The sequence below is a fragment of the Nocardia heshunensis genome (assembly GCF_054782115.1).
In genome coordinates this window covers 97,080-122,268 of the sequence record NZ_BAAGTC010000029.1, presented here as the reverse complement: position 1 = coordinate 122,268, position 25,189 = coordinate 97,080, and the positions used below count along the sequence as shown (strand labels likewise).

Annotated in this window: 19 protein-coding genes; 6 read left to right on the top strand and 13 right to left on the bottom strand. The window is 69.9% G+C overall.

Translation table 11 applies throughout. From position 1 onward, the window contains the following. Positions 1–72: 72 nt before the first annotated feature. Together ACYVN4_RS43000 and ACYVN4_RS42995 are read right to left on the bottom strand one after the other, a co-directional pair. A complete protein-coding gene (locus ACYVN4_RS43000; RefSeq protein ID WP_460729686.1) occupies positions 73–2,223 on the bottom strand; it encodes a protein kinase domain-containing protein in 2,151 nt (716 codons plus the stop codon). 99 nt (positions 2,224–2,322) lie between these two features. Continuing rightward, the gene (locus tag ACYVN4_RS42995; protein ID WP_460729684.1) at positions 2,323–5,679 is read right to left on the bottom strand and encodes an error-prone DNA polymerase; all 3,357 of its coding nucleotides are present in this window, start codon (positions 5,677–5,679) and stop codon (positions 2,323–2,325) included. Positions 5,680–5,850: 171 nt separating this feature from the next. On the opposite strand from ACYVN4_RS42995, the gene ACYVN4_RS42990 reads away from it, so the two are divergent. The 4 genes from ACYVN4_RS42990 to ACYVN4_RS42975 all read left to right on the top strand — a co-directional run bounded on the left by ACYVN4_RS42990 (position 5,851) and on the right by ACYVN4_RS42975 (position 10,348). Then, positions 5,851–6,834, top strand: coding sequence for an SDR family NAD(P)-dependent oxidoreductase (locus ACYVN4_RS42990; RefSeq protein WP_460729682.1), 984 nt, complete (start codon positions 5,851–5,853; stop codon positions 6,832–6,834). Between the two features lie 141 nt (positions 6,835–6,975). Beyond that, the gene (locus ACYVN4_RS42985) at positions 6,976–8,127 is read left to right on the top strand and encodes a sensor histidine kinase (RefSeq protein WP_460729681.1); all 1,152 of its coding nucleotides are present in this window, start codon (positions 6,976–6,978) and stop codon (positions 8,125–8,127) included. Between the two features lie 3 nt (positions 8,128–8,130). Further along, positions 8,131–8,787: a response regulator gene (locus ACYVN4_RS42980; protein ID WP_460729679.1), complete on the top strand. Its 657-nt coding sequence runs from the start codon at positions 8,131–8,133 to the stop codon at positions 8,785–8,787. 94 nt (positions 8,788–8,881) lie between these two features. Next, positions 8,882–10,348, top strand: coding sequence for an apolipoprotein N-acyltransferase (locus tag ACYVN4_RS42975; protein WP_460729677.1), 1,467 nt, complete (start codon positions 8,882–8,884; stop codon positions 10,346–10,348). Here ACYVN4_RS42975 and aspS read toward each other — a convergent pair. From aspS to ACYVN4_RS42955, 4 genes are all read right to left on the bottom strand, one after another. After that, positions 10,299–11,591, bottom strand: a complete 1,293-nt coding sequence (gene aspS / locus ACYVN4_RS42970) for an aspartate--tRNA(Asn) ligase (protein ID WP_460729675.1) — start codon at positions 11,589–11,591, stop codon at positions 10,299–10,301. The genes ACYVN4_RS42975 and aspS overlap by 50 nt on opposite strands. Before the next feature lie 216 nt (positions 11,592–11,807). Next, on the bottom strand, positions 11,808–12,809 hold the full coding sequence (locus tag ACYVN4_RS42965) for a sucrase ferredoxin (protein ID WP_460729673.1): 1,002 nt from the start codon (positions 12,807–12,809) through the stop codon (positions 11,808–11,810). 16 nt (positions 12,810–12,825) lie between these two features. After that, entirely contained in the window at positions 12,826–13,386 is a 561-nt protein-coding gene (locus tag ACYVN4_RS42960) for a YdeI/OmpD-associated family protein (RefSeq protein ID WP_460729671.1), read from the bottom strand. 24 nt (positions 13,387–13,410) lie between these two features. Beyond that, positions 13,411–14,175, bottom strand: coding sequence for an alpha/beta fold hydrolase (locus ACYVN4_RS42955; protein WP_460729669.1), 765 nt, complete (start codon positions 14,173–14,175; stop codon positions 13,411–13,413). Positions 14,176–14,419: 244 nt separating this feature from the next. Between ACYVN4_RS42955 and ACYVN4_RS42950 the strand changes: the two genes are divergently transcribed. Further along, positions 14,420–15,988: a glycosyltransferase family 39 protein gene (locus ACYVN4_RS42950; RefSeq protein ID WP_460729667.1), complete on the top strand. Its 1,569-nt coding sequence runs from the start codon at positions 14,420–14,422 to the stop codon at positions 15,986–15,988. Positions 15,989–15,991: 3 nt separating this feature from the next. Here the strand turns inward: ACYVN4_RS42950 and ACYVN4_RS42945 are convergent, their stop codons facing one another. From ACYVN4_RS42945 to ACYVN4_RS42935, 3 genes are all read right to left on the bottom strand, one after another. Further along, the gene (locus ACYVN4_RS42945) at positions 15,992–17,599 is read right to left on the bottom strand and encodes a DNA polymerase Y family protein (protein WP_460730051.1); all 1,608 of its coding nucleotides are present in this window, start codon (positions 17,597–17,599) and stop codon (positions 15,992–15,994) included. A gap of 93 nt (positions 17,600–17,692) precedes the next feature. Continuing rightward, positions 17,693–18,439, bottom strand: coding sequence for a hypothetical protein (locus ACYVN4_RS42940; protein ID WP_460729665.1), 747 nt, complete (start codon positions 18,437–18,439; stop codon positions 17,693–17,695). Positions 18,440–18,601: 162 nt separating this feature from the next. Next, complete coding sequence (locus ACYVN4_RS42935) at positions 18,602–19,429, bottom strand: helix-turn-helix domain-containing protein (protein WP_460729663.1); 828 nt, start codon at positions 19,427–19,429, stop codon at positions 18,602–18,604. A gap of 244 nt (positions 19,430–19,673) precedes the next feature. Here ACYVN4_RS42935 and ACYVN4_RS42930 point away from each other — a divergent pair, with 244 nt between their 5' ends. Continuing rightward, positions 19,674–20,828 (top strand): serine/threonine-protein kinase, encoded by a 1,155-nt coding sequence (locus ACYVN4_RS42930; protein ID WP_460729661.1) that lies wholly within the window; start codon positions 19,674–19,676, stop codon positions 20,826–20,828. Between the two features lie 6 nt (positions 20,829–20,834). Here ACYVN4_RS42930 and ACYVN4_RS42925 read toward each other — a convergent pair whose 3' ends face one another. The 4 genes from ACYVN4_RS42925 to ACYVN4_RS42910 form a co-directional block, all read right to left on the bottom strand. Continuing rightward, a complete protein-coding gene (locus tag ACYVN4_RS42925) occupies positions 20,835–21,476 on the bottom strand; it encodes a response regulator (RefSeq protein ID WP_460729659.1) in 642 nt (213 codons plus the stop codon). After that, positions 21,477–22,781, bottom strand: a complete 1,305-nt coding sequence (locus ACYVN4_RS42920) for an ATP-binding protein (RefSeq protein WP_460729657.1) — start codon at positions 22,779–22,781, stop codon at positions 21,477–21,479. A 78-nt stretch (positions 22,782–22,859) separates the two neighbouring features. Continuing rightward, complete coding sequence (locus ACYVN4_RS42915; protein ID WP_460729655.1) at positions 22,860–23,918, bottom strand: hypothetical protein; 1,059 nt, start codon at positions 23,916–23,918, stop codon at positions 22,860–22,862. Next, entirely contained in the window at positions 23,915–24,766 is an 852-nt protein-coding gene (locus ACYVN4_RS42910; protein ID WP_460729653.1) for an NB-ARC domain-containing protein, read from the bottom strand. The genes ACYVN4_RS42915 and ACYVN4_RS42910 overlap by 4 nt, the downstream gene beginning before the upstream one ends. Between the last annotated feature and the right edge of the window lie 423 nt (positions 24,767–25,189).

Sequence of the window (25,189 nt, the reverse complement as noted above, 5' to 3'; positions counted from 1 at the left end):
GCAGCGAAACATCAGGGCGTGCCCGGTACTTCACCCGAAGTACCGGGCACGCCCGTTTCGACCGGAGACCTGCTACCCGGGTGGGGCAGCGACCGCCTGCATGCGGGTGTGGATGGCACGCATGCGGTCGACGGCAGCCGGGTGGCTGCTGAGCAGTCCGGCGCGCAGCGGGCGTGGGCCCGCGGCCATTTCGAGGTTGGCCCAGGCTTCGAGCACGGAATACAGGGCGGGGCCGTAGCCGAGGTCGACGGCGGTGCGGTCAGCGCGGAGTTCCTCGTTGCGGGACAACGCCGCCTGCAGGAACGGCATGGCCAGCACCAGCATGACCAGCACGACTGCGCCGCCGGGCCCGACCACTTGCTCGAAGGCCCGGAAGAAGCCGTAGACGAGGCCGAGGCCGCCACAGACGAAGACCAGCCACAGCACGGGCGCGAGTTCGCTCAGTACCGCCGCGATACCGCGTACCAGGGCCCGTCCCCAGCGCCAGGCGAGGCGCGCGGGCGCGCCGTACCAGTGCGCCATGAGCGCCGACCAGGTGTGCCCGCCCAGATGATGGCCGAGCTCGTGCGCCAGTACCGCCTCCAATTGCTGTGGCAGCAGGCTGGTCAGCGACCACCGGGTCACCGAGACCAGATGCCCGGCCGCCGCGAAGGCATTGAGTTGCTTCGAATCCTCCACCCACAGTGAGTATTCGGCACCGTTGATCCCGGCTCGCGCGCTCACCCGCCCCCAGGCCGTCCCGAGCAGTGCCGCTTCCTCCGGCAGCGGCTGGCGCACCCGGTAATACCAACGCGCCAGGGTGTTCTCGAACGCGGGCACGAAAACCATTGCCCCGGAGGCCAACCAGGCCACGGCGATCACCAGCGCCCACACCCCGCCCAGCAGCGACCCGAGCGCCAGCACGATGAGCAGACTCGCCAGCGCCGTCGGCACCGACAGCAGCAGCGAGGCCGCCGTGGACAAATGCAGCTCCCGCCGCGCCCCGGGCATGAAACCCGCAGCCGCCGAGTGACTTCCGGCCCCAGCCGGGGGGCCGCCCGGACCTCGAACGACCCGCTCGCCGGACGGCCCCGCGCTCGGCGGGCGAGCGGTCCCGGCCGCATTCGCCCCGGCACCGGATGCAGACCCTGCTGTCCCGACCCCACCCGCCCGCTGCGGTGCATCCCGGTCCCGGCCGGGCGCCGGCCGGGCGGTCGGCCGGTGGCCCCCTTGCGCAGCGCCCCAGGCCGACCAGTTCCAGCCGGGTGGCGCCCCGACCGTCGGCGGCTGCTGGTTCGCCCCGGCCTGATTCCAGCCCGGTGGCGTGGCGTTTCCCGGGCGCGCGGGATCGCCGGTGCTCATCGGATGGCTGGAAACCGGTGGCGCGTCGTGATTCTGCCGGGTGGGCGTGACCCGCGCGGTGGTCGCGACACCGGTCAGGGCCTGTTGGGCGGCCGCGGCGAAGGCGGTGCAGGAGGGGTAGCGGCGGGACGGGTCCTTGGCCAGAGCGGTGGCGAGGACCGTGTCGAGGGCCGCGGGGAGGTCCGGGCGAACGCTGCGGAGCGACGGGGTGGCGCCCTTGAGGTGGGCCTGGATGAGGGCGGCGGGGTTGTCGGTGGGGTAGGGCGGCGCGCCGGTGAGGAAGTGGAAGAGGGTGCAGGCCAAGGAGTATTGGTCGGTGCGGTGGTCGAGGGGGTTGCCGACAAGTTGTTCGGGGGCCGCGTAGGCGAGGGTGGCGGTGAAGGTGCCGGTGCGGGTGAGGCGGGTGGCCGCGTCGTGGAGTTGGGCGATGCCGAAGTCGGTGAGCAGGGCGCGGGCCTGCGCGCCGCGTTCGAGCAGGATGTTGGCGGGCTTCACATCCCGGTGCAGCACGCCGCGGGTGTGCGCGTGGTCGAGGGCGGCGGCCACCTGGGCGACGATGTGCACGGCGGCGGCGGGCGGCAGGGTGGCCGCTTCGGCGTCGGGGCCGTCGACGTATTGCATGGCGATCCACGGCACGTCGCGCTCCACGCCGCGATCGTGCACCGCAACGATATTCGGATGCTCGAGCCGCGCCACCGCCTCGGCCTCGCGTTCGAAGCGACCGCGAATCTCGGTGTCGGCGAACATCTCCGGGCTGAGCAGTTTCAGCGCGGCCCAGCGCGGCAGCCGCGGATGCCGGGCCAGATAGACCGATCCCATGCCGCCGCGCCCCAGCAGCCGTTCGATGGTGTATCCGGCGAAAACGTCGCCCCGCTGCAACAAATCCCCACCCCTGTATGTGTCTGTCGAGCCCGAACCCTACCGGCATCCTTGCCAGGTGTGCCCGTCGGTGACAAGCGAAATAGCTTGTCCGCGCACGTTTCAGCGGAAGTCGCGGGAGCGGCCCTCGATGCGCAAGTCCATGCGCTGCAAATGTTCGGCGACAATGGTGACCGCCCCCTCGGCGTTCTGCACCCGCCCGCGGATGAGCAGCGCGGGCGCGGTGGTGGCGAGGCGGCGGTAGCGCGCCCACAGTCCGACCGAGCAGACCACGTTCACCATGCCGGTCTCGTCCTCCAGATTCAGGAAGGTGACCCCGCCCGCGGTGGCGGGCCGCTGCCGGTGGGTGACCGCGCCGCCGACGAGAACCCGTGCGCCGTCGCGAATGTCGAGCAGTCGGTCGGCGGGGATCACGCCGAGCGCGTCGAGCCGCTCCCGCAGGAATTCGGTGGGATAGCTGCCGGGTGAGACGCCGGTGGCCCACACGTCGGCGGCGGCCAGTTCCAGGGCGCTCATGCCGGGCAGGGCGGGTGCGGCGGTGGCCGCGCCGGTGCCGGGCAGCCGGTCGGGGCGTTCCCCGGCGGCCGCGCCCGCCGCCCACAGCGCCTCGCGGCGGGTGGCGCCGAGGCTGCCCAGCGCACCGGCGGTGGCCAGCGCTTCCGCCTGCGGCACCGACAGTTCCACGCGTCCGGTGAGGTCCAGGAACGAGGTGTAGGGCCCGATCTCGCGGGCGGCCACGATCTGTTCGGCCAGTTCGGTGCCGATGTGCCGGACCGAGGCCAGGCCCATGCGGATCTCCATGCCCTTCGCCTCCAGGGTGGCCTCGGCCAGGCTGTGGTTGATGTCGGGCCCGTGCACCGCCACCCCGTGCCGACGCGCGTCGGCGACCAGGGATTGCGGGGAGTAGAACCCCATCGGCTGGGCGCGCAGCAGGCCCGCGCAGAAGGCCGCCGGGTGATACAGCTTGAACCAGGCCGAGTAGAACACCAGCGAGGCGAAACTCTGCGAATGGCTTTCCGGGAAGCCGAAATTCGCGAAGGCGTACACCTTCTCATAGATGCGGTCGGCCACCTCCCCGGTAATGCCGTGCAGGTCCCGCATGCCCTCGTAGAAGCGGGCCCGCAGCCGCTCCATCTTCTCCGTGGAGCGTTTGGAGCCCATGGCGCGGCGCAGCTGGTCGGCCTCGGCGGCGGTGAATCCGGCGATGTCCACGGCCATCTGCATGAGCTGCTCCTGGAACAGCGGGATGCCGAGGGTACGTTTCAGCGAATTCTCCAGGGCCGGATGGTCGTAGACGGCCTTCTCCCGCCCGTTGCGGCGGCGGATGTAAGGGTGCACCGACCCGCCCTGAATGGGTCCGGGCCGGATCAACGCGACCTCCACCACCAGGTCGTAGAAGGTGCGCGGGCGCAGGCGCGGCAGCGTCGCCATCTGGGCCCGGGATTCCACCTGGAAGACGCCCACCGAGTCGGCGCGGCACAGCATGTCGTAGACGGCCGGTTCGCCCAGATCCAGCTGGTGCAGTTCGACGGTCTGCCCCTTGTGCTCGGCCACCAGGTCGATCATGTAGTGCAGGGCCGAGAGCATGCCGAGCCCGAGCAGATCGAATTTCACCAAACCCGCTGCGGCACAGTCGTCCTTGTCCCATTGCAGGACACTGCGGTTGGCCATGCGCGCCCATTCGGTCGGGCACACGTCGGCGATGGGCCGGTCGCAGATCACCATGCCGCCGGAGTGGATACCCAAATGCCTTGGCAAGCCTTCCAATTCACCGGCCAGTGCGAGCACGTCGTCGGGAATCTCGGTGTGCTGTTCCTCCGCGACCCCGGTCCACCGGCTCACCTGCTTGCTCCAGGCATCCTGCTGTCCGGTCGAAAACCCCAGGGCACGTGCGGCATCGCGGACTGCGGACCGGCCCCGATAGGTGATCACATTGGCCACCTGCGCCGCGTATTCGCGCCCGTATTTGGCGTAGACGTGCTGGATCGCCTCCTCGCGCCGATCCGATTCGATGTCCACGTCGATGTCCGGCGGCCCGTCGCGCTCCGGAGACAGGAAGCGTTCGAACAGCAGCTGATTGTCGACCGGGTCCACATTGGTGATGCCGATGGCGTAGCAGACCGCCGAATTGGCCGCGGAACCTCTTCCCTGACAAAGGATGTCGTTGTCGTGGCAGAAGCTGACGATGTCGTGCACGACCAGGAAATACCCCGGGAAGTCCAGTTCCGCGATGACGCGCAGCTCGTGCTCGAGCTGCGCGTAGGCCGCCGTGTTCCCTGTCCCGTAGCGCCGGGCCGCGCCCCGGAAGGTGAGTTCGCGCAGCCACGAGTTCTCGTCGTGCCCGTCCGGCACGTCGAAGGGCGGCAGCTGCGGTGCGATGAGCCGGAGATCGAAGGCGCATTCCCGGCCCAGCGCAACGGCATTCGCGACGGCCCGCGGGCAGTCGGCGAACAGTCGCGCCATCTCGTCGCCGGAGCGCAGGTGCGCGCCGCCGGTGGGTGCCAGCCAGCCCGCCATGTCGTCGAGGCTGGATCGGGCCCGGATGGCGGCCAGCGCCATGGCGCGCCGCCGCTGCGGGGGTGCAGCGAAATGTGCTCCGGTGGTGGCGAGTACGGGCAACCCGACCCGGTCGGCGAGGGCGATGAGCCGGGCATTGCGCTCGTCGTCCTCGGGGATGCCGTGGTGGGTGAGCTCCACGCTCACGTGCTCGCGGCCGAAACGCTCCACGAGGTCGCGTAGCGCCGCCTCGGCGGCCGGGTCGCCCTGTGAGAGCGCCTGCCGCACGGTGCCTTTGCGGCAGCCGGTGAGGATGTGCCAGTGCCCGCCCGCCGCCTCGGTGAGCCGGTCCAGGTCGTAGCGCAGAATGCCCTTCTCCCCCGCCGCCATGTGCGCGGCGGCCATCTCCCGCGACAGTCGCCGGTAGCCTTCCTGCCCACGCGCCAGCACCAGCAGGTGGGGTCCGGCGGGATCCGGTGTGCCGGTGCGTGGTTCGGAGTTCAGCGCATCCGCTTCGGGGTCGCGACCGCGTCGACGGCCGCGCGGCACCAGGTGCGCTCCGGCGCGAGCGGCGGTGCCGATGGAGAGTTCGGCCCCGAAGATGGTCGGCATTCCCCATTCCCGCGCGGCCTCCGCGAAGCGCACCACCCCGTAGAACCCGTCGTGGTCGGTGAGCGCGAGGGCTTCGAGGCCCAACCGCACGGCCTCTTCCACGAGTTCCTCGGGCTGGCTGGCCCCGTCGAGGAAGCTGTAGGCCGAATGAGTGTGCAGTTCGGCGTAGGGCACCGCCGGTCGCTCGACGCGCCCGAGTTCCCCCGCCTCGTATTTCTCCCGTTTGCGGGACCAGGCCGGGCTGTCGCCGCCGTCGCCGTCGACCTGCGGCCGGGTGCGCGTGGGATCGGGTCGCCCGGAAAGCACCCGTTCCATTTCCGCCCAGGACGGCGGGCCGTTGTGCCAGTCCACGACCCACCTCCTCCGCGAATCCGACCGGTCTCGAGTATCGAACATACATTCGAAACCGAGTGGTCTCTACAGCGGCTCGCCCAACCCTCTCGAGAGTTCGGCCACGCCACCGTGGCGCCGGAACTTACTTTGGAGTAAGTTCGAGGCAATTCCACCTGCAAGGGAGCAGCGATGAGTGATACCTCCGCAGATCACGCCGGTTACCTGGCCCGTCGGCGCGCTCAGCGCGATCTGACCGGCAAGCACATCGTCATCACCGGCGCGTCCTCCGGCATCGGCCGTTCGGCCGCGTTCGCCGTCGCGGAGAAGGGGGCGGTCGTCATCCTGCTGGCCCGCCGCGCCGACGAGTTGTCCACCGTGGTGGACGAGATCACCGCCGCGGGCGGGCGCGCGTTCGGTTACCCGTGCGATGTCACCGATCAGGAATCCGTCGACACGGCCCTCGCCACCATCCTGGATGTGCACGGGCACGTCGACATGCTGGTCAACAATGCCGGGCGCTCCATCCGCCGCGCCGTGCACCGCTCCACCGACCGCATGCACGACTTCGAACGCACCATGGCCGTCAACTACTTCGGCGCGGTGCGCATGACGCTGGGCCTGCTGCCGCAGATGCGCGAGCGCAAAGACGGTCACATCGTGAACATTTCGAGCGCCGGCGTCCAGGTCGCCACCCCGCGCTTCGCCGCCTACCTGGCCAGCAAGGCCGCCCTCGACAAGTTCGCCGAGGTGACCGCCGCCGAAATGCGTTCCAGCAACATCACTTTCACCACCATCCACATGCCCCTGGTGCGCACCCCGATGATCACCCCCAGCGGCGACCAGGGCGCGGGCACCCAATCCCCCGAATGGGCCGCCGCCCTCATTGTCCGCGCCCTCACCGAGCGCCCCCGTCAGATCGATGTACCGATCGGCACCCTGGCCGAGTACGGCCAGCTCTTCGCCCCCGGCATCAAGGAACGAGTGCTGCACCGCTACTACCGCGCCCTCCCCGACTCGGCCGCCGCCAAGGGTGAAGCCACCCCCGAGCCGGATACCACCGACGTGGAAATCATTACCCCCCAACGCCGCCGCCGCACAGTCCCGCCCGCCGTCCGTGTCACCGGCACCGCCCTCCGCCGCGCCGCCCGCCTGGTCCCCGGCACCCACTGGTAGCCCGCCCACCGATATTCGCCGCCGCGGTCCCGTCCATGCCGAACGTGCGTGGGCGGGACCGGCTCGCTCTCGGGTATGACCGCGGGATCATCCTTGTGTGGGAGGCGGGTCGCGCCCGGGGTGGGACAGACTCGAGGGGCTATGGGTATTCAGGATGTCGCGACTCGGGGGATATTCGGGTGGGTGCGGGATGCGCCCGGGTGGGTTGTGGACCTTGTCGTCACGGTGTTGGTGACGGTGGTGACGGTCGCGCCGCAGCTGGCCGAGCGGCGGCCGTGGTGGGTGGTCGCGACGGCGCTGGTGGCGGCGGTGCCGCTGCTGTGGCGGCGGCGCGCGCCGCTGGTGACCGGAGCGGTGGTCGGGACCGCTATCACCGTGCTGGCCTGTGCGCATGCGCTGCCCGCGTTGCCATACGGAACCGTGGTGTGCGCGTACACGATTGCCGCGTACAGCGGTTCGGCGGCGCGGTGGACCGCCGCGGTGGTGGGTGGACTCGGGATTGTGGCCTCACTGGCATTGCCCAACGAGCCGGTCGAGTCCTACGGGTATGCGGCGCTGTCGTTTTCCACGGCGTGGGCACTCGGAACCGGTGTTCGCGCGCGGCATGCGCAGATCGAGTTGCTCCGGGAGCGGGCGTGGCGGCTGGATGAGGAGCGGGGTGCGGCGGTGGCGCGGGAGCGGGTTCGGATCGCGCGGGATGTGCACGACATCGTCACGCACGCACTGGGTTCGATGATCGTGCAGGCGGAGACCGGGCCGATCTTGACCCGCATCGATCCCGCCCGCGTCGACAGCGTCTTCGCCGGAATCGCGGATACCGGCCGGAGCGCGGTGCACGATCTGCGGCACAGCCTCGCTGTCCTGCGCGACCACCCGGAGCAAGGCGACCCGGAGCAGGCTCGCCATCAGCCGGGCATCGCGACCATTCCCGACCTGGTGGACGGCGCGCGGCGCGGTGGCCTGACCGCCGAACTCGTCGAGAACGGCACGCGCCGAACGCTGTCCAGCGAAATAGACGTGACCGCCTACCGGGTCGTGCAGCAGGCCCTGGCGAACACCCTCGAGCACGCCCGGGCCGACCGGGTGGAGGTGACACTCGAATGGTCGGAAGGCCATCTGTCCGTACAGATCCGCGATGACGGCATCGGCCTGGCTGCGGGTGCGCGCCGTGGCGGTTCGGGACTCACCGGGATGCGGACTCGGGTCGAGTCCTGTGGCGGAAGGCTGTTCAGCGGCGGACCCGGGCCCGGGTTCACCGTCCGCGCCGAACTGCCTCTCACCCAGGAGATCTGAGCCGTGCGTGTGCTCGTAGTCGACGATCAAGAGTTGTTCCGCAGCGGTTTCGCGCTGATTCTGTCCGCCGAACCCGACATCACCGTGGTGGGTGAGGCCGCCGACGGGCTGGAAGCCGTCGCGCTGGCGGAGGCGCTCACACCCGATGTGGTGGTGATGGATATTCGCATGCCGCGACTGGACGGCGTCGAGGCGACGACTCGAATCTGCGCGCGCACCGACGCGAAGGTGTTGGTGCTGACCATGTTCGATGTGGACGAGTACGTCTATGCCGCGCTGCGGGCCGGTGCGAGCGGGTTCCTGCTCAAGGATGCGCGGCGGGAGGAACTGGTCGCGGCCGTGCGGGTGGTGGCGGCGGGTGAGGCGTTGCTGGCTCCCACGGTGACCCGGCGGGTCATCGCACAGCTGGCCGGGCAGGGCAGCCCGCGACCGGAATTGGCGAACCGGCTCGGTGAATTGACCGAACGGGAGCGCGATACCTTGCGGGAGTTGGCGCGTGGGCAATCCAATGCGGAGATCGCGCGGGCGTTGACCGTCTCCGAGCACACCGTGAAAACCCATGTGAGCTCGGTTCTTTCGAAGCTGACATTGCGCGATCGGGCGCAGGCGGTGGTCTTCGCCTACGAGGCCGGACTGATCGTCCCGGGCCGCAACGACTGAGCCCCACGACGCGAGGGAATGGGCCGCGAGAGCGAGGCGCGACTCGCTCTCGTCGGCGATGTGCGCGGGCACCGATCCGACCAGCATCGATGGGGTGACAAGCACAAGAATTGCCGAGGGTCCCACGCGGACCTTCGTACCCCCGAAGGGGTTGCTGGTGGTCGCCGCGGCGGTCGTGTCGGCGGTGCTGTGGAAGTTCGGCACCGGCATGCATCCGTGGCCCGGGTTGGTCGCTCTCGCACCACTTCCCGTCCTGTTGATTGCGCCCCGGGTGTCGGCCCGGGTGGCTTTCGCGGCCGGGTTCGGGTCGTGGTTCGCCGGGGCGATCCCCTACCTGTACTACTTCCTGCACACCGTCGAGCAGCCGCCGGTGTCGGCGTTCGGCCTGACGGTGGGGACGGCCGCGGTGTACGGCGGACTGATCGTGCTGACCCGCTCGCTGCTGCGGCGCGGCCGCCTCGTGGCGGCAGTGCTCACCCTCCCGTCCGGGTGGGTGGTGATGGAGTATCTGGTCTCGGCGACCGGCCCGTTCGGGGCGTGGTGGAGTCTCGCCTATACGCAAACGGATGTCCTGCCGGTGATTCAGATCGCGTCGCTGACCGGATGGCTGGGCATCTCGTTCCTCATCCTGCTGATCTCGACGCTGCTGGCGGTGCTGATCGATACGAATACCCCGCGCCGGACTCGAATCCGCTGGGCGGCAGCCGGACTCACCGTGGCGATCGCGGTGTGCGGTTACGGCTGGGCGCGGTTGTCGGAGCCCGCCGGTGCGACGGTGCCGGTGGGATTGGTCGCGGTCGCCCAGCCCGAGGACTACGTCCCGGTGGATTCCGCGGACGGCCGCGACATGATCGCCCGGGTGGTGGCCGAGGTGGAACGTCTCGCCGATCGTGGAGCGAAGGCCGTCGTGCTGCCCGAGAAGGCTTGGCGCGCCGACGAATCCACGCTGCCGGTGCTGGCCGGGCCGCTCACCGAGGTGGCGACGCGCCGCAATGTGCAGATCATCGCGGGCCTCGTTCTCACCCGGGGTGATACCAGCGTGAATGCCGCCATCGCCTACCCCTCGGGTGTCGTCTACGAAAAGCACTACCTGGTACCGGGTTTGGAGGACAACCTACGCCCCGGCAAGGACTGGACGCAGGTCCCCGGCACCTCCTGGGCGCTGGCGATCTGCTTCGATCTCGATCGCCCCGCCCTGGTCCGCGCCAACCGCGCCCGGGGCGCGACCCTACTGCTGGTCCCGGCGCTGGACTTCCGTGTCGACCGCGTGCTGCACAGCCGCATGGCCGTGCTGCGCGGCGTCGAGTCCGGTGTCGGCGTGGCTCGCGCACCGCAACTGGGTGAGCTCGTCGCCAGCGACCCCTACGGTCGCCTGCTCGCCACCGCCGACACCGACATCACCGTGACCCGCGCGGTGCTCGCCGAGATCCAGCAGGCCACCGGTGAAACCCTCTACGCCCGCTACGGCGACTGGTTCGCCGCCGTGGCCGCCCTGCTGTTCACCTTCACCCTCATGGCCGCAGCCGGTGGGTATCGCGCGGGAAAAGGGTTGCCCACCTGACATTGTCGACCTCGAGCAGCCGGGACACCCACCGCTCCAACCCGATCGCGAACCCACCGTGCGGCGGCATGCCGTGCCGCATCGCCTCCAGGTACGCCGGATAGCGGTCCGGGTCGTCCCCGCGCTCGGTGAGGGCGACCAGATAGTCGGCATGCCGGTGCAGCCGCTGCCCGCCGGTGACCAACTCCAGACCCCGGAACAGCAGGTCGAAGGAGTTGGTCCAGCGCGGGTCACCGGGTTGGGGATGGGTGTAGAAGGGCCGTTTGGCGGCGGGATAGCCCTCGACGGCGAGAAAGTCGGAGCCGAACCGCTCGAGCGCCCACTTCCCCAGCAGCCGTTCGTGTTCGGGCGCCAGGTCCGGCTCATCGGCTGCGGCACCGGCAATGTCGAGCGCCTCGGCGAAGTGGATCACCGGAATCTCCTGCGGCACCACTGGCAACTCGACCCCCAGCACCGTAACCGCCACCGTGGACCGGACGCTCTCCACCATCGACGCCAACGTGTCCCGCAACACCGCGAGCACGTCGCGATGACTGTCGATGAACCCGAATTCCGCGTCCAGCGACGTGTATTGGTTCAGATGCCGCGTGGTGTCGTGCGGTTCCGCCCGGAAGACCGGCCCGACCTCGTACACCCGCTCGAACACCCCGGTCAGCATCTGCTTGTACAGCTGCGGCGACTGCGCGAGATACGCGGTGGTCCCGAAGTAGTCCAGCGCGAACACATTCGCCCCCGACTCGGTGGACCCGTCCACAATCTTCGGCGTCGCCACCTCGGTGAATCCCGCCTCGTCGAGGTGCCGCCGAAATCCGCTCAGCGACGCGGCCGCGATCTTCCACACCGCCTGCCGGGCGGGATGCCGCCAGGTCAGCGCGGCATGATCGAGAACGGTGGGCAGGGTCGCGCCCAGCGTGGGCCGCCACAGCTCGACCGGTGGTGGCAGTGCCGGCTCACCGAGCACCTCGAACTCCGGCTCGACAACCTCCACCCCGCCCGGCGCCTTCGCGTCGGCGACCAGCCGCCCGGTCACCCGCACCACCGTCTCCTCCGACAGTCCCGCAATCTGTTCTCGCACAGCGGGTTCCGTCACCACCACCTGCGCGAAGCCGGACCGGTCGCGAACCACCACGAACGCAACGCCGGCCAACTGCCGCCGCCGATGTATCCAGCCCTCGAGCGTCACCCGCGCCTCGGGCGCGGTGCCGTACACCGCCGCCAAACTCGCACACAAACTGCGCGCCATCGGTTTTCACCTCCTGGTAGCTATCCCCGGGAGGTGTGGGCGATCGGGTCGGTCGCGGTGCCACCACACCTTCACGGCCGAAGTCCGGCCGCCTCGAATCGGTCGTTGTCGCGGCGACCACCCGCCACGGCTCGGAGTTCGTCACGCTCGTCAGCACCGTGCCCCGATGCTAGCCAGGCCGCCGGGAGAAGACCCGCGATTTTCCCGGCGACACGTTCAATCCAGCTGGCGAATTTCGTCGACGACCACGGCGGTGGCGGGTTTGGGGGCGGCGCCGCAGCTGGCTTGGCGGGGGGCGTAGGCGATGGTGCGGGCGGTGACCAGCCAGCGGCGGCCGTCGCGGTGGGTCACCTGGGCCGCGCCCGCGAAAGTGGCGGGGTCGGTGACGAGTTCGGGGTGGTCGGTGGCCGGCTCGACGAGCAGGTCGTCGAGGCCCGCGGCCAGGTCCGGGGCAGCTGCGGCCAGGTTCGCATCCGCCGTGGTCGTCTCGGTGCCCGGGTTCGCGAGGGTGTAGGTGGCGTCCGCGAGGCGCTGGCGGACAGCGACTTCCGCCACCTGCTCGACCGGGGTGTAGCAGCTGCGGCCGCGGAATCCGGTGAGCGCGACCTCGCCCTTGTCGGCGGCGGCGAGCACGGCGTGCGCCGAATCCTCGTCCAGGCGACCGTAGGTGAGACCGGTGGGCAGGACGATGACGGCGGGGGCGAAGCGGTGCCCGCCGGTGTGCGAGCACTCCCACACCCGGTCGGGATGCGAGACGGACAGGCTCGCGGCGATGGGACGGCCCAGCCGCGCGCAACACTGGTCGCGCTTGCCGTGTGCGCAGACGAGGACGAGCGGATCGGACACGGCCGCACCGATTCCCGGGGGCGGGCCGTTCAGCAGATGCAGGTCGATATCCAACAGCTCACGCAGATCGCTGATTTCGAAGCGCTCGCACCAGGACCCCTCGGGTCGGGAACTGGCGAGGAGAACGGTTCGGACACCGGTGAATTCGGTGCGCCCGGGACGGCGGATCAGCGTCGGGCGAACATGCGCAGCCTTGGTGCGGGCCGCCAGTTCGGGCGTGATCGCGGGCCCGAGCACCTCGTCGCCGATCACGTCGCGGCCCCACGCCCCAGGCTGTTCGACGCACAGCCAGCCGGTGATGCGGGTCGCGCTGCCGGGTAGCGGAACCTCCAGTGCCGCAGTCGAGCACGGCAATCCCTCGAATCCCGTCACAGTGCGTTCCCGTCGATCACAATGGCTTCCCGTCGATCAATTTCCGAATCACCTGCTCCAGCCGCCGCGCCCGCGTCTCCGGTCGCACCGCGCTACCGAGGTGGTAGCCGACGGCGATGCGGGACTGCATGGGCAGCGTCTCGAAGAAGGCCGCCGCGTCCGGATGCCGGGCCAGCGCGTCCAGGAAGTCCTGGGGCAGATCCCGGCCCACGGCATTCTCCCAGCGCCCGTCGCTCCTGGCCCGGTCGACCTCGGCCTGCCCGGCCGGATGCATGAGCCCGCCGGCGATCAGCTCGCCCGCCAGGTTCACATTGCGCTGTGACCATTGGCTGCGCTGCCGCCGGGGCGTGAACCCTATGACGAAGAAGGCGTCGTCGAGCTTGCGGGACTGCCCGTCTATCCAGCCGAAACACAGGGCCTGCCGCAGGGCGCCGTCGTAGTCGAGGGAGGTGAAGGCCGAGCCCTGCTTGGCGAATTTCAGCCAAATCCCGTCCACGGCCGCGTGATTGGCCGTCAGCCAGTCCCGGAAGGACTGCTCGTCGGGAAACCACAGCGTGGGACGCTCGGATGCGGACACCGTTCAACTGTAGATAGCGCCAGCTCAGTGCCCCAGAAAGGGGAGTACTTCGGCCTCGAATTCGCGGTAGCGGTCGCGATGGATGCTGTGACCGGAACCGAAGACGCGCACCGTGCATTCGGCCAGCGCGGCGGCCATCTGCTCCAGTTTGGCCGGGTCCACCATGCCGCCGGGGCCACCGCGCAGGAACAGGGTGGGCGCGGTGATCTCGGCCAGGCCGTCCCACCACTCCGGATACGGTTTGCGGAACTGTTCGAGCGCCGCGCCGGTCATGGATCGGTCGAAGGCCAGCACCGCGCGCGGATGCCGCAGCACGCTGGTGGTGGCGTGCCACAGTTCCGGGACGGTCGGCAGTCGACGGGTGAAGCGCAGCGGTTCGTCGCCGGAGCGCAGCGGCAGCGGCTGTTCCTCGATCACCAAGCGCCGCACCAGTTCCGGGCGTTCCATGGCCATCCAGGAAATGGCGTAGCCGCCGAGTGAATGCCCGACCAGATCCACCGTTTCGAGTTCGAGCCGATCGCAGAGTCGCAGAATGTCGTTGCCGAATTCGGGGAATCGATACGAGTCGGCGTGCGCGCTGTGCCCGTGCCCGCGCAGATCGGGAATGATCACCCGCCGGCCGCGCCGAATCAGCTGTGCCGCGAATCGATCCCAGGTGTGCCCGTCGCCGCCCATGCCGTGTACCAGCAGGACCGGGGTATCGCTGTAGAGGTGTCCGCCCGTCGCCCCGGAATCCCGGTAGGCGATCGCGACGTCCTCGAACTCGGCCCTGGCGACAGCTAACTCCACGAAGGTCCAGGGTACGGATCGGCGGTGGGGCGGTGCCGCAGTTTGTGTGCTCCGCCATAGGTGAGCGCGCGCATTGGTTGCCTATTCATTCCGCTCCCGAATAACCGCGAAACAGACCTTGTTCTGCGGTAATGCGCAGCCGAATGGGCTGTGAAATAGATCACTTCCACATTGGCAAGAATTGGTCAACCGCCCCGGTAGCGTCTTCGACAATTCGAAACACTGCTTTTTCAGTCGGGGAAATATGGTTCTCAATGCTGCCGCCCCCGCGGTCGAACTCGAGGAACCGAGCCCGCCGCGGCCAGCCTTCGCCACGGCCTGGGTCCTACTACTCGCCGCACTCAGCGGGGCATTCCTTGCCATCCCGACGTTGCGGTACGACTATTTCGGTGACGAACTGTACTTCGTCGCCGCCGGCGCCCACCGCAGTTTGACCTACGCCGACCAAGGCGTACTCATCCCGCTCATCGCCCATCTGGCCGACGCGATGGCCCCCGGTTCGGCTCCGGTACTTCGACTTCCGGCGGTCCTGATGACCGCGGCCGCCGTCGTCATCAGCGCCGCCGTCGCCTACGAACTCGGCGGCTCCCGCAATGCCCAGCTGGTCGCCGCCACCGCCTACGCCGTCTCCCCGCTGGCCGCGACCCAGGCCGTCCAGCTGAGCACCTTCTCCTTCGACGCCACCCTGCAGGCCGCCATCATCTGGCTGCTGATCCGCTGGATTCGCACCCGCGACGATCGGCTGTTCCTCGCGATCGGCGTCATCGCCGCGGTCGACCTGCAGGTCAAATGGTTCATCCCGTCCATCCTGCTGTGCCTGGCCACGGCGATCCTCCTCGCCGGACCGCGCTCGCTGCTGTGGCAGCGCGGACTGTGGAAGGGCATCGCGATCTTCGCCGCCTCGGCCGTGCCGGGCCTGTGGTGGCAGCAGACCCACGGCTGGCCGGCGCTGGCCATGAGCAAGGTGATCGGCGCCGAACAGGACGCGGCCGGCGGCGGACCCCTCGCCTGCATCCCGCAGATGATCGGACTGACCGGACTACTCGGCGGGCTGCTGTCCGCCTGGGCCTTCTGGTGCCTGGCCAAACAGCGCTGGCTGCGGCCCTACCTGTTCATGCTCGTCGCCTCCGGCCTGTTGATCGCCGTCATCCTGCTCGGACACGGACGGCCCTACTACACGGCGGGATTCCTGCCGGTGCTGTTCGGCATCGGCGCGGCCGCCCTGCCCTACTCGCGGCACGACCGCGGCGGACGCACGCTGCGCATCATCGCCGGACCCATCCTGACGCTGTCGCTGCTCATCATCGGCGCGCTCGTGATCGTGCTGCCGCAACCGGCCTCCCACATCCACGGGGCGATCAAGACCCAGGCCGAATTCGCGGTGCGGACCGGCATCTACGGCAACTCGGGCTGGTCGGATCTGACCGGCAAGGTCGCCGACGCCTACCGGTCGCTGCCCGAGGCGGAGCGGCCGAAAGTGATCATCGCCCAGAACTATTGGCAGGCCGCCGCCCTGCAGAACTTCGGCCGCGACTACGACCTGCCGCCCGTCTACAGCCCCAACCGCGGGTTCGGCTACTTCGGGCCGCCGCCCGGCGACACCGGCGCGGTCCTCTACGTCGGACTCGAGAGCACCACCCAGACCCTGCAGCATCAGTTCGGGTCGGTGACCGTGCTCGCACACCTGAACGTCCCCAACGGATTCCCCGGCGTGAACAACGGCATCGCCATCTTCTACTGCCGCGGGCCCGTGCACCCCTGGTCCCAGCTCTGGCCGGACATGATGGATCTGCATCTGCCGCTGGGCATCTGAGCACTACTCGTACAACCCCTCCACATGCCAGGCCCGGTTGTAGCCGATCAACAGCAGCGCGCGCAGGCGGCTGGCGTCCTCGGCATCCAACTGCACCTGGGCGCGGGCGGCGAAGCCGTGCTCGAAACGGTGTGTCCACCAACGGTCGTCCACCGGCCACGGTCCCGCCCAGCCCTGTAACCGCCAGGAACTGCTGCCCCAGTGCAGGTGCGCGGGATCGGCGGTGAACAGGCCGCGCTCGCTCACCCAGACCGGGGAACCGTCGGCGGCCTCCAAGCGCACCTTGGGATGGTTGGTGAGCACCAGTGCCGGAGCCGGTTCCGGTAGGCGGCCCGGCCACGGCTGGGCCGGATCGGTGGCGGGCACCGGCTCGTCGCCGAGGGTGACCATGGTGATGCGCTCCCCCGGACCGCGCCCGCCGCTGAGCACACCCAGCCGCACGGCGTCACCGCCCAACAGACTCTGCACCCGGATCAGCGCGCGGCGCGCCCGCTCCTCGTCCTCGCCGACACCACCCCACAGACCCAGTTGCAGCGCACCGGCCGACACCACCTCGACCGGTTCCAGGCGCAGCAGGGTGATGGCGGCGTTCGGCCCGGAATCATCGTCGAACGGATCCGGTTCCGCCCGATCCGATCCGGCGCGGTGTGCCCGCCCGCGGTCCAGGGCGCGGCGGGTGAGCCAGCCGTCGAGTTGCCAGCGGATGCGGTCGGCGGTGCTGTCCGGGGTGAGCGGTTCGGCGCAGCGCCAGATGCGGGAAAGCTGGTCGCCCGCCTCGGTTTCGGCGTAGATGACCAGGCGGGTGCAGGCCACCGCGGCGGCGGCCAGCCGGGTGTGCAGCTCCGCGGCGAGCATGCGACCGGCGAAGGCGGCCATGTCGACCCGCTCGATCGGCGGATCGCAGCGCTGCTCCACGGTCAGGTCGGCGGCGGGCAGGCGGGTCGCGGGCGGACGCTCCGGGACCGCGCGGGCACAGCGGTGCGCGATGATCGCGTCCGCGCCGAACCGCGAGGTCACCTCGGCGGGCGTGAGCGCCGCGAAATCACCGATGCGGCGCAGACCCAGCCGGTGCAGCAGATCCACCAGTTCGACCCGCTGCGGCGCGGCCAGCACCGGCTCCACCGCCAACTCCGAAACCGGCATCGGCGCAAGGAATTCCGCGCCCTTGCCGGGCGGGACCAGGGTGGCGCGCCGGGCCGCGAACACCGCGGTGGACAGCTCGTCGGCAATCCCGATCTGGCATTCCACCCCCACCGCCGCCACCGCGTCGACCAACCGCTCGGCGGCTAGCTCCTCGGATCCGAAGAACCGCGCCGCACCGCGCGCCGACAACGCCAGCATCCCCGGCCGCAACACTTCCACCCCCGGTACGGTCGCGTCCACGGCCGCCACCACCGGTTCGAACAGCCGCGCATCCCGATCCGGATCATCCAGTGCCACCAACAAATCCGGACACCGCCCCTGCGCCTCCCGCTTGCGCAGCCCCCGCCGAATCCCTTCCGCCCGTGCGACGGCGGTACAGGCCACCACCCGATTGGCCGCGAACACCGCCACCGCCCGCGTCACCTCCGCCCCCGCCTCGGCGGCCGCCGCTACCGCGGGCCAATCCATGCACCACACCACCAGCACCCGCCGCGTCTTCACCGCCGGACACGGGAAATCTGCTGTGCCCCGGGCAGTCTCATCGGGGTGGCAGGCGGGCGGTCAGGATGCGGCATGGCGGGACGGGCGGAGCGGGGTGGTGACGGGGCGGGCCGGGCCCTGGGTGGCGACCCATTCGACGCGGCCGCCCTCGGGGCTGAGGGCGAGGTGGCCGGAGCGGGGTTGGGCGGCGCGGCCGCGGACGGAGACGTCGAGGCGGACGGTGCGCAGGCGGCCGCAGCCCCGGCCGAGGCCGCCGTATCCGGTGACCCGGGTGTCGATGTGCAGGGCGGAACCGGACCAGGAGCCGTTGGTGACCATGAGGGTGGAGTTCTTGCTGCGGGCGCGGGCGGCGAGCACGCGGGTGCGCGACATCGGCACGGCGAGCCCGTTCAGGCCGAGCACCACCAGGTCCAGACCATCCAGCAATACGGAGGCAACTTCGAGCGGGTCGGGCCCCGGATCGGGGACCACGGCCAGCCGGTCGAGCCGGGCGCCCATCTCGGCCGCGGCCAGCAATCCCAGCCGCGGCATGCCGACCACCGCGGCATGCCCGCCCGCACTCGTCACCGCGGCCAGCAACCCGGCGATCAGCGACCCGGCACCGGTGTAGACGACCACCGACCCCTTCGCCAATCCCCCGTCGGGCAGCAGGTTTTCGAGCGCGGCCGGCACCGGCAGCGCTTCCCGCCGGGGCTCCGCGGCCACCGGCACGTGCGCCGCCGCCTCCACCCCGCGCGCGGGCACCGCGGCGATGCGCCGCCGCAACTCCGCCAACTGCTCGAGCTTGCCCTCCGCCGCCGAACCCATCTATTGACCACCTCTCTCAGCCAACGGGAACCACCCTCGGGAACTCACAGCCAGCACAGCTCTAGCTACCTAACATAATCGAAAGTATGTTCGATAGTAGAACTCGAGTCCCAGGACACGTCAAGAGGCGGTTCGATCACGCTCCCGAGAGGCTCTGTTCGATCACGCCAAGAGGCGGAGCGCGTCCTGCGCGGGCGACCCATCAGCGGCGGTGTGGACCACCAGCGCGAGATCCGGATGGGCCGGCAGGCGCAGGGTCTCGTAGGTCAATTCGACCTCACCGACCTTCGGATGCCGGTACAGATGGCTGCCGTGCCGCGATTCCCGGACGCCGTGCTCGGCCCAGACCTGACGGAATTCCGCACTCGCACCGAGCAATTCGGCGATCAGCGCCTGGATGGCGGGCAGCACGGGCGGCCGGGCCAGGTCCTGGCGCAGGAAGGCCGCCACCTCGCGGGCCCGGGCCCACCAGTCGACATACAGGGCCCGCACGCCCTCGTCGAGAAAGACCAGCCTGCTCATATTGCGCTCTACGGGTGAGAGCGCACCGAAGTCCACGATGAACGCCGCGGCGAGCCGATTCCACGCCACCACATCGGTCCTCCGGTCGATCACATAGGCCGGAGCGCCGGTAATGACGGCGAGCAGGCTTGCGACGCAAGAACTCACGTGCGCGCTGTCCGCCGGTGCCACGGTCGCGACAGCCGCGGGTCGGGCCAGCCGGTAGAAATGGCCGCGCTCGGTCGGGTCCAGCCGCAGCACCTCGGCCACCGAGCCCAGGATTTCGTCGGAGAACTGCAGCGTGCGCCCCTGTTCGAGCCGCACATAGTGATCGACGCTGACCCCGGCCAACTGCGCCAGCTCCTCGCGCCGTAGTCCCAGCACCCGCCGCTGCCGCCCGTGCGAGATCAGGCCGAACTCCTCGGGCCGCAGGCGGGCGCGCCGCGATCGAAGGAACTCACCCAGTTCCGCGCGTCGGTCGAAGGTCATGTGTCGCTGTTCCTGATTCGAGTGGAAGTCCGGCCCCTGCGAGCGTGGACACCACCTCTGTCATGCCACTGTCATCGCCGGCCGGTTCGTCCGGAAGGTGAGAATGGCGGGGGAGAATCTCACCGTTTGTTACGCACCGTTGTCGGAGAGCGAAACGCGCTGTGTCCGTATGGGTCTGGGGGAAGGGCGCAGGTCCGGGCGGGAAGGGCCAGCAAACCCCAGGTTTCGAACCAGGCCAGTCAGGATGGTTTTCCGCTACCCTGCACCCGTGACCGAACGCGCCCGTCCCATTGTCGGCCCCGATTATCTGGTGGCCGGCCGCTACCGTCTGCAGTCGAAGCTCGGCGGCGGCGGTATGGGTGCCGTATGGCTGGCGACGGATCGGCTGCTGCACCGGGACGTCGCGATCAAACAGGTGCTCACCACCGCCGGCCTCAGCGAGGAAGAGGCGCAGGAGGTGCGCAGCCGGATCATGCACGAGGGCCGGGTGGCGGCCAAGCTGTCGCACGAGCACGCCATCGCCGTCTACGACGTGGTGCTCGAGGCCGGTGAACCCTGGCTGGTGATGGAGTACCTGCCCTCACGCAGTGTGGCCAAAGCCCTTGCGCTGGTGGATCGGCTCTCGCCGATCGAGGTGGCGCAGATCGGCGCGCAGGTGGCCGACGCACTCGCGACCGCGCACTCGGCGGGCATCGTGCACCGCGATATCAAGCCCGGCAATATCCTGGTCGCCGATCGCGGTGACGAGGTCGGCATGGTGAAGCTGTCGGACTTCGGCATCTCCAGTGGCGCCAACGACGCCACCGAGGAGATCGGCGACGTCATCACCGGCACCCCCGCCTATCTGCCGCCGGAGGTCGCGCGCGGAGCCCGGCCGACCACCGCCAGCGACGTATTCTCGCTCGGCGCAACGCTGTACACCGCCATCGAGGGTCAGCCGCCCTACGGTTTCGACGAGGACAGCAATGTCATCGTCGAGCGCGCCGCCATGGCCCAGGTGATTCCGCCCGCCCGCAGCGGCCCGCTCACCGAGGTGCTGCTGCACATGATGGAGCCGGCCCCGCAGCGCCGCCCCACCATGACCGAAGCGCGCAACGAAATCCTTACCGCCGCCTTCGGTCCCGGCACCGCGCCCTACATTCTGAAGGCCCCGGTCCGCACCGAGGACGGCACGATTCCGGCGTGGGCGGCCCGCAATTCGGCGGCCGGACTGCGCAGCCCGCTCTCCAGCCCGCTGCCCCGCCCGCAGCGCGTCCAGGCGGCGGCTCCGGCTGCCCCGCAACCGAAGTCGAAGGGCTTCGACATCAGCGCCCTGGGCCCGAACGCGGGCCCGCTCGCGGTGGCGATCGGCCTGCTCGTCGGCCTGCTGATCATCATCGTGATTCTGGTTGTGCTGTAGGCGTTCTCAGTCGATGCGACGCCGGTGCGCCCAGCGAGTCAGGGCGTTCCGGTTGGACTGCTGGGTCTTGCGCAGCACGTTGGAAGCGTGCGTCTCCACGGTTTTCACCGAGATGAACAGGGTTTCGGCGATCTCGCGGTAGGTGTAGCCGCGCGCCAGCAGCCGCAGCACCTCCAGCTCGCGCGGAGTCAGCGAATCCAGTTCCGGATCCAGCGGCGGTTCGGGCACCGGCGATTTGCCGGTGAAGGAGTCCAGCACGAATCCGGCCAGGCGCGGGGAGAACACGGCGTCCCCACCGGACACCCGCCGAATCCCGTCGGCCAGTTCGGGACCCGAGATGGTCTTGGTGACATACCCGCGCGCGCCAGCCCGGATCACCGCGATCACATCCTCGGCTGCGTCGGACACGCTGAGCGCCAGGCACACCGGCCCCGGATCGATGCCCTGCAGCACCGCCACCCCGCCCCCGTCGGGCATGTGCACATCCAGCAGCACCACATCCGGTGTGGTGGCCTTGATTCCGGCGATGGCCTCGGCCACGCCGCCCGCCTCGCCGACCACCTCCATATCGGTTTCGCGGCTCAGCTCGGCCCGCACCCCCGACCGGAACACGGCATGATCATCGACCAGAAAAACCCGGACACTCACCTAGTTCTCCTCACCTGACACCGGCACACCCACATCCTGCTGCACCACCAGCCGCTCGTCACCACCATCCTTGCGCGGCATGAAGATTCGCACCTCGGTTCCGTTGCCGGGCGCGGACTTCAATTCCACGTGCCCGCCGCGGCGTTCGATGCGGCCGTGAATGGATTTGGACACGCCTTGGCGGTCCTTCGACACCGCGTCCGGGTCGAAACCCTTGCCGCGGTCGCGCACGAACACGCTCACCTGATGTGGTTCCACCTCGGCGTACAGGTCGATGGTCGGCACGCCCGCATGCTTGGCGGCATTGACCAGCGCCTCCCGCGAGGCCCCGAGCACCGCGGTGAATTGCTCCTTGCCCAGCCCGATTCCGCTGTCATCGACATCCATCGACACATCGCCGACGGTGACCGGGGTGACCTTCACCCCGTGCTGATCCTCCACCTCGCCCGCGATGGTGCGCAGCGCCGCGGCCAGACTCGACTGCGCCGGACCGGCGTCCTCGAACAGCCATTTGCGCAGTTCGCGCTCCTGACTGCGGGCCAGCCGCACCACTTCCTGCGGGTCGTCGGCCTGCCGCTGGATCAGGGCGAGGGTCTGCAGCACCGAATCGTGCAGGTGCGAGGCGATCTCCTCGCGCTCATCATTGCGAATCCGCGCCGCGCGTTCGGAATTCAGCGCCCGCATCATGCGCAGCCACAGCGGCACGGTCAGCAGCCCGGCCCCGACCAGGGTGACGGCCACGGCCAGCAGCGCCGACCCGAGCGAGCTGAGATTGATCCGCCCCAACACCACCACGCCCAGGCCGACCACGATGAGCGTGGCCCCGCCGACAATCCGCGCCCACGTCACCACCGAGGGCCGGGTCGGCAGCCCGAGCACGGATCTCGGCCCGTCCGCGTCGAATTCGCGCCACACCAGTGCCGCACCGATGGCAACCACGATGATCGGCCCCACCACGTGCGCGGCCGTCCCACTGAACACCCAGGCCGTGGCGACCGACAGGGCCATGCCCAACAGCGCCAGCCCGATGCCCTGCCGCCGCTCCGACGATGTCGGCGGTGACGCGTCGGCTCCACCCGGCGTGAAGATCCACAACATTCCGTAGGCCACGATCCCGGCCCCGGCCAGCGCGGACAGCAGCACGAAGACGACCCGCACCTTGAAGACGTCGACCCCGAGATGATCGGCGATCCCGCCCGCCACCCCGCCCACGATCCGCCCACCGGTCCGCCGCACCAGCTTGGGCGGTGTCACAGCGGTGACCGCCCCGCGGGCAGGGTCGTACAGGGGCGCGGCCGGATACATGCCTTCGATACTGGCACGTGCGCCCGGCACCCGACATCAGGAAACACCCCGATCCCGCCCCTGAGGTGCGGACGGCGCTCACCCGTCGGCCAGCAAACCCAACTCCCAGGGGCTGAGCGCGATGCCGTCCTGCTCGATGACCTCTCCGGCCTGCTGGAATGCGAACTGCGCCTCGTGGTTCCGCCCCGTGGCCCGCAGGGCGGATGCCAGGAACACCAGCGACCGCGCCTGCACCCCGCGCCCGGCCCACTCGCTGCTGATGATCGCTTCCCGGGCCGTGGTTTCGGCGGCGGCATGGTCTCCGGCCAGCAGGTGGGCGCGAGCGAGCAGCATCAGCGTCCAGCCGCCGATGGTCCGCGAGCCCGAGTCGCGGGCGAGCTGGACTCCCTCCACACACATGCGCACCGCGTCGGCACGGCTGCCGCGGCCGGTATCGAAGACGGTGCTACCGAGCAAGGACAACGCGCCCGCCTGGAAGTGGAGCATGCCCCGGCGCTCGGCCGCGGCCATGGCCCGACCGCCCGCCGCATGGGCCTGCTCGGCGTCGTCGGTCCAGAGGAAGCCGTAACCGGCGAAGTAGTGGGTGGCGATTTCGAGCAGCGGATCCCCGGCGCGTTCGGCGTAGCCCAGGCACTCTCGATAGTGCTGTGCGACGGTGTCCGCTTCGTCGTCGAGCCAGCAGATGCTCAGGTGCGCCACGGCGGCCGTGCCCGCCAATCGCAGACTGGGCGGCGGCCCCTCGGCGCAGGCGCGCACGAGATGATCGCGGGCGAGCCGGTGCCGCATGCAGGTCAGCGCCAGTCCGGTACCGAGCGCGATGCGCAGCCGCTGCTGGGCCACGAGGTTCCCGGTCCGGACCGCCGAGTCCAGCACGGAGGTCATGGCCGCGGTGAGGTCGGGGGTATGGGGTCCTTCGCCGGATTCGGTTGTGGTCAGCGCGATATCGGCGATCAGGTCCGCGGCGCGGCCACCCAGGCGCGCGGCCTGACGGCTGAGTGCGATCAGATTGCGCCGTTCCGTGTAGCACCACAGGTAGGCATCCGTCACCGTGGAGAAGACGATCCCCGGGTAGCGCGTGGGCAGCAGCTCGCCCGGCAGGGTGGTGCCCGGATTGATGGCGAGATTGACGGTTTTCATCGTGGCCAGGTAGTAGTCGAGCAGGCTTTCGACGACCTCGGCGTCCGCGTCGAGATGACGTAATGCGTCCAGCCTGCTCGATCGGCCAGTCGCGCAGCCGCGATCCGGATGGCCAGCGGCAGCGAACCGCAATGGCCGAGAAGCTGTTCCATCGCGGCGGGCTCGGCGGCGGCCCGTTCCTTGCCGACGATCTTGCCGAACAGCGTGGCCGCCTCGTGCGGTGTCAGCCCGCCGAGTTGGACGGCGGCGGCACCGGCCAGGTCGGGCAGCGACGTTCGGCTCGTGATGAGCACCGCGCATCCGGCGGCACCCGGCAGCAGCGACCGCACCTGGTTGGTGCTCGCCGCATTGTCGAGGATGAGCAGGATGCGTCGGCCATCCAGCGTGCTGCGCAGGTGCGCGGCCCGCGCATCCAGCGTGGCGGGGATCGCGCCCTCGCCGACGCCGAGATCGCGCAGCAGGTCACCGATTACGTCGAAGGGTTCGGTCGGGTTGCGTCCGGCGCCGCGCAGGTCGACGTAGAGCTGTCCGTCGGGAAAGCGATCCCGAATCCCGTGCGCGACGCGAATGGCGAGGGTGGTCTTGCCGATTCCGCCCATGCCGGTGATCACGCCGACCGCGACCGAGCCCGACGAGTCTGCGATCAGCTGTGCCGAGAGTCGCTCGGCAATCTCCTCCCGACCGGTGAAATCGGTGATGGCGCGCGGCAGTTGGTGCGGCACGGCATTCGACGCGGCAGCCGAAGAGGCGGCCGCCTTCCACAGCGCCCGCCACTCGGACAGGTTGGTGAGCGTGCCGGGCAGCGGCGTGCCCGTGCGGGCGGCCAGGTCCACCAGGGTGAGCAGCACCGGCGCGAAGGATTCGAAATCGTGCGGGCACGCTGCGACCGACGCGCCAATCGCTCACGCGCTGAATGGTCGATCGCCCGGTGTCTCGGGCTCCCCGTGCCGCGCGCATCCGGTCGTTGGCGGCGTCCACCAGACTGCGCAGGGTCGGATTGCCCGCCGCGACATAGAGGGAGCTGAATCGCGCGGCGAACAGGGCACGCGGTGAGATGACTTCGGCGTCGTCGTTGATCAGAGCCTCCGGGCCCATAGGTCACCGCCCCCTGACTCGTGATCCTGGTGTAGGACAAAGGATCCCATCGGGTCGCGGATTTGTCCGGTCCGGACGGAAAAGACGTATTGACCTGCGCGGCAGCAGAATCCGGCGGTAGCCGCGGCGCATCACCCTCCGATCCCGCCCCGACCGGTCCGGACGGGCGGCTCGCC

What these genes read in the sequence shown, in the direction of transcription:
- ACYVN4_RS42990 (WP_460729682.1), top strand. Translation starts at nt 5,851, where the DNA reads ATGAGTGATACCTCCGCAGATCACGCCGGTTACCTGGCCCGTCGGCGC.
- ACYVN4_RS42985 (WP_460729681.1), top strand. Translation starts at nt 6,976, where the DNA reads ATGGGTATTCAGGATGTCGCGACTCGGGGGATATTCGGGTGGGTGCGG.
- aspS (WP_460729675.1), bottom strand. Translation starts at nt 11,591, where the DNA reads ATGGCGCGCAGTTTGTGTGCGAGTTTGGCGGCGGTGTACGGCACCGCG.
- ACYVN4_RS42950 (WP_460729667.1), top strand. Translation starts at nt 14,420, where the DNA reads ATGGTTCTCAATGCTGCCGCCCCCGCGGTCGAACTCGAGGAACCGAGC.
- ACYVN4_RS42945 (WP_460730051.1), bottom strand. Translation starts at nt 17,599, where the DNA reads ATGGATTGGCCCGCGGTAGCGGCGGCCGCCGAGGCGGGGGCGGAGGTG.
- ACYVN4_RS42940 (WP_460729665.1), bottom strand. Translation starts at nt 18,439, where the DNA reads ATGGGTTCGGCGGCGGAGGGCAAGCTCGAGCAGTTGGCGGAGTTGCGG.
- ACYVN4_RS42935 (WP_460729663.1), bottom strand. Translation starts at nt 19,429, where the DNA reads ATGACCTTCGACCGACGCGCGGAACTGGGTGAGTTCCTTCGATCGCGG.
- ACYVN4_RS42930 (WP_460729661.1), top strand. Translation starts at nt 19,674, where the DNA reads ATGGTTTTCCGCTACCCTGCACCCGTGACCGAACGCGCCCGTCCCATT.
- ACYVN4_RS42920 (WP_460729657.1), bottom strand. Translation starts at nt 22,781, where the DNA reads ATGTATCCGGCCGCGCCCCTGTACGACCCTGCCCGCGGGGCGGTCACC.
- ACYVN4_RS42915 (WP_460729655.1), bottom strand. Translation starts at nt 23,918, where the DNA reads ATGAAAACCGTCAATCTCGCCATCAATCCGGGCACCACCCTGCCGGGC.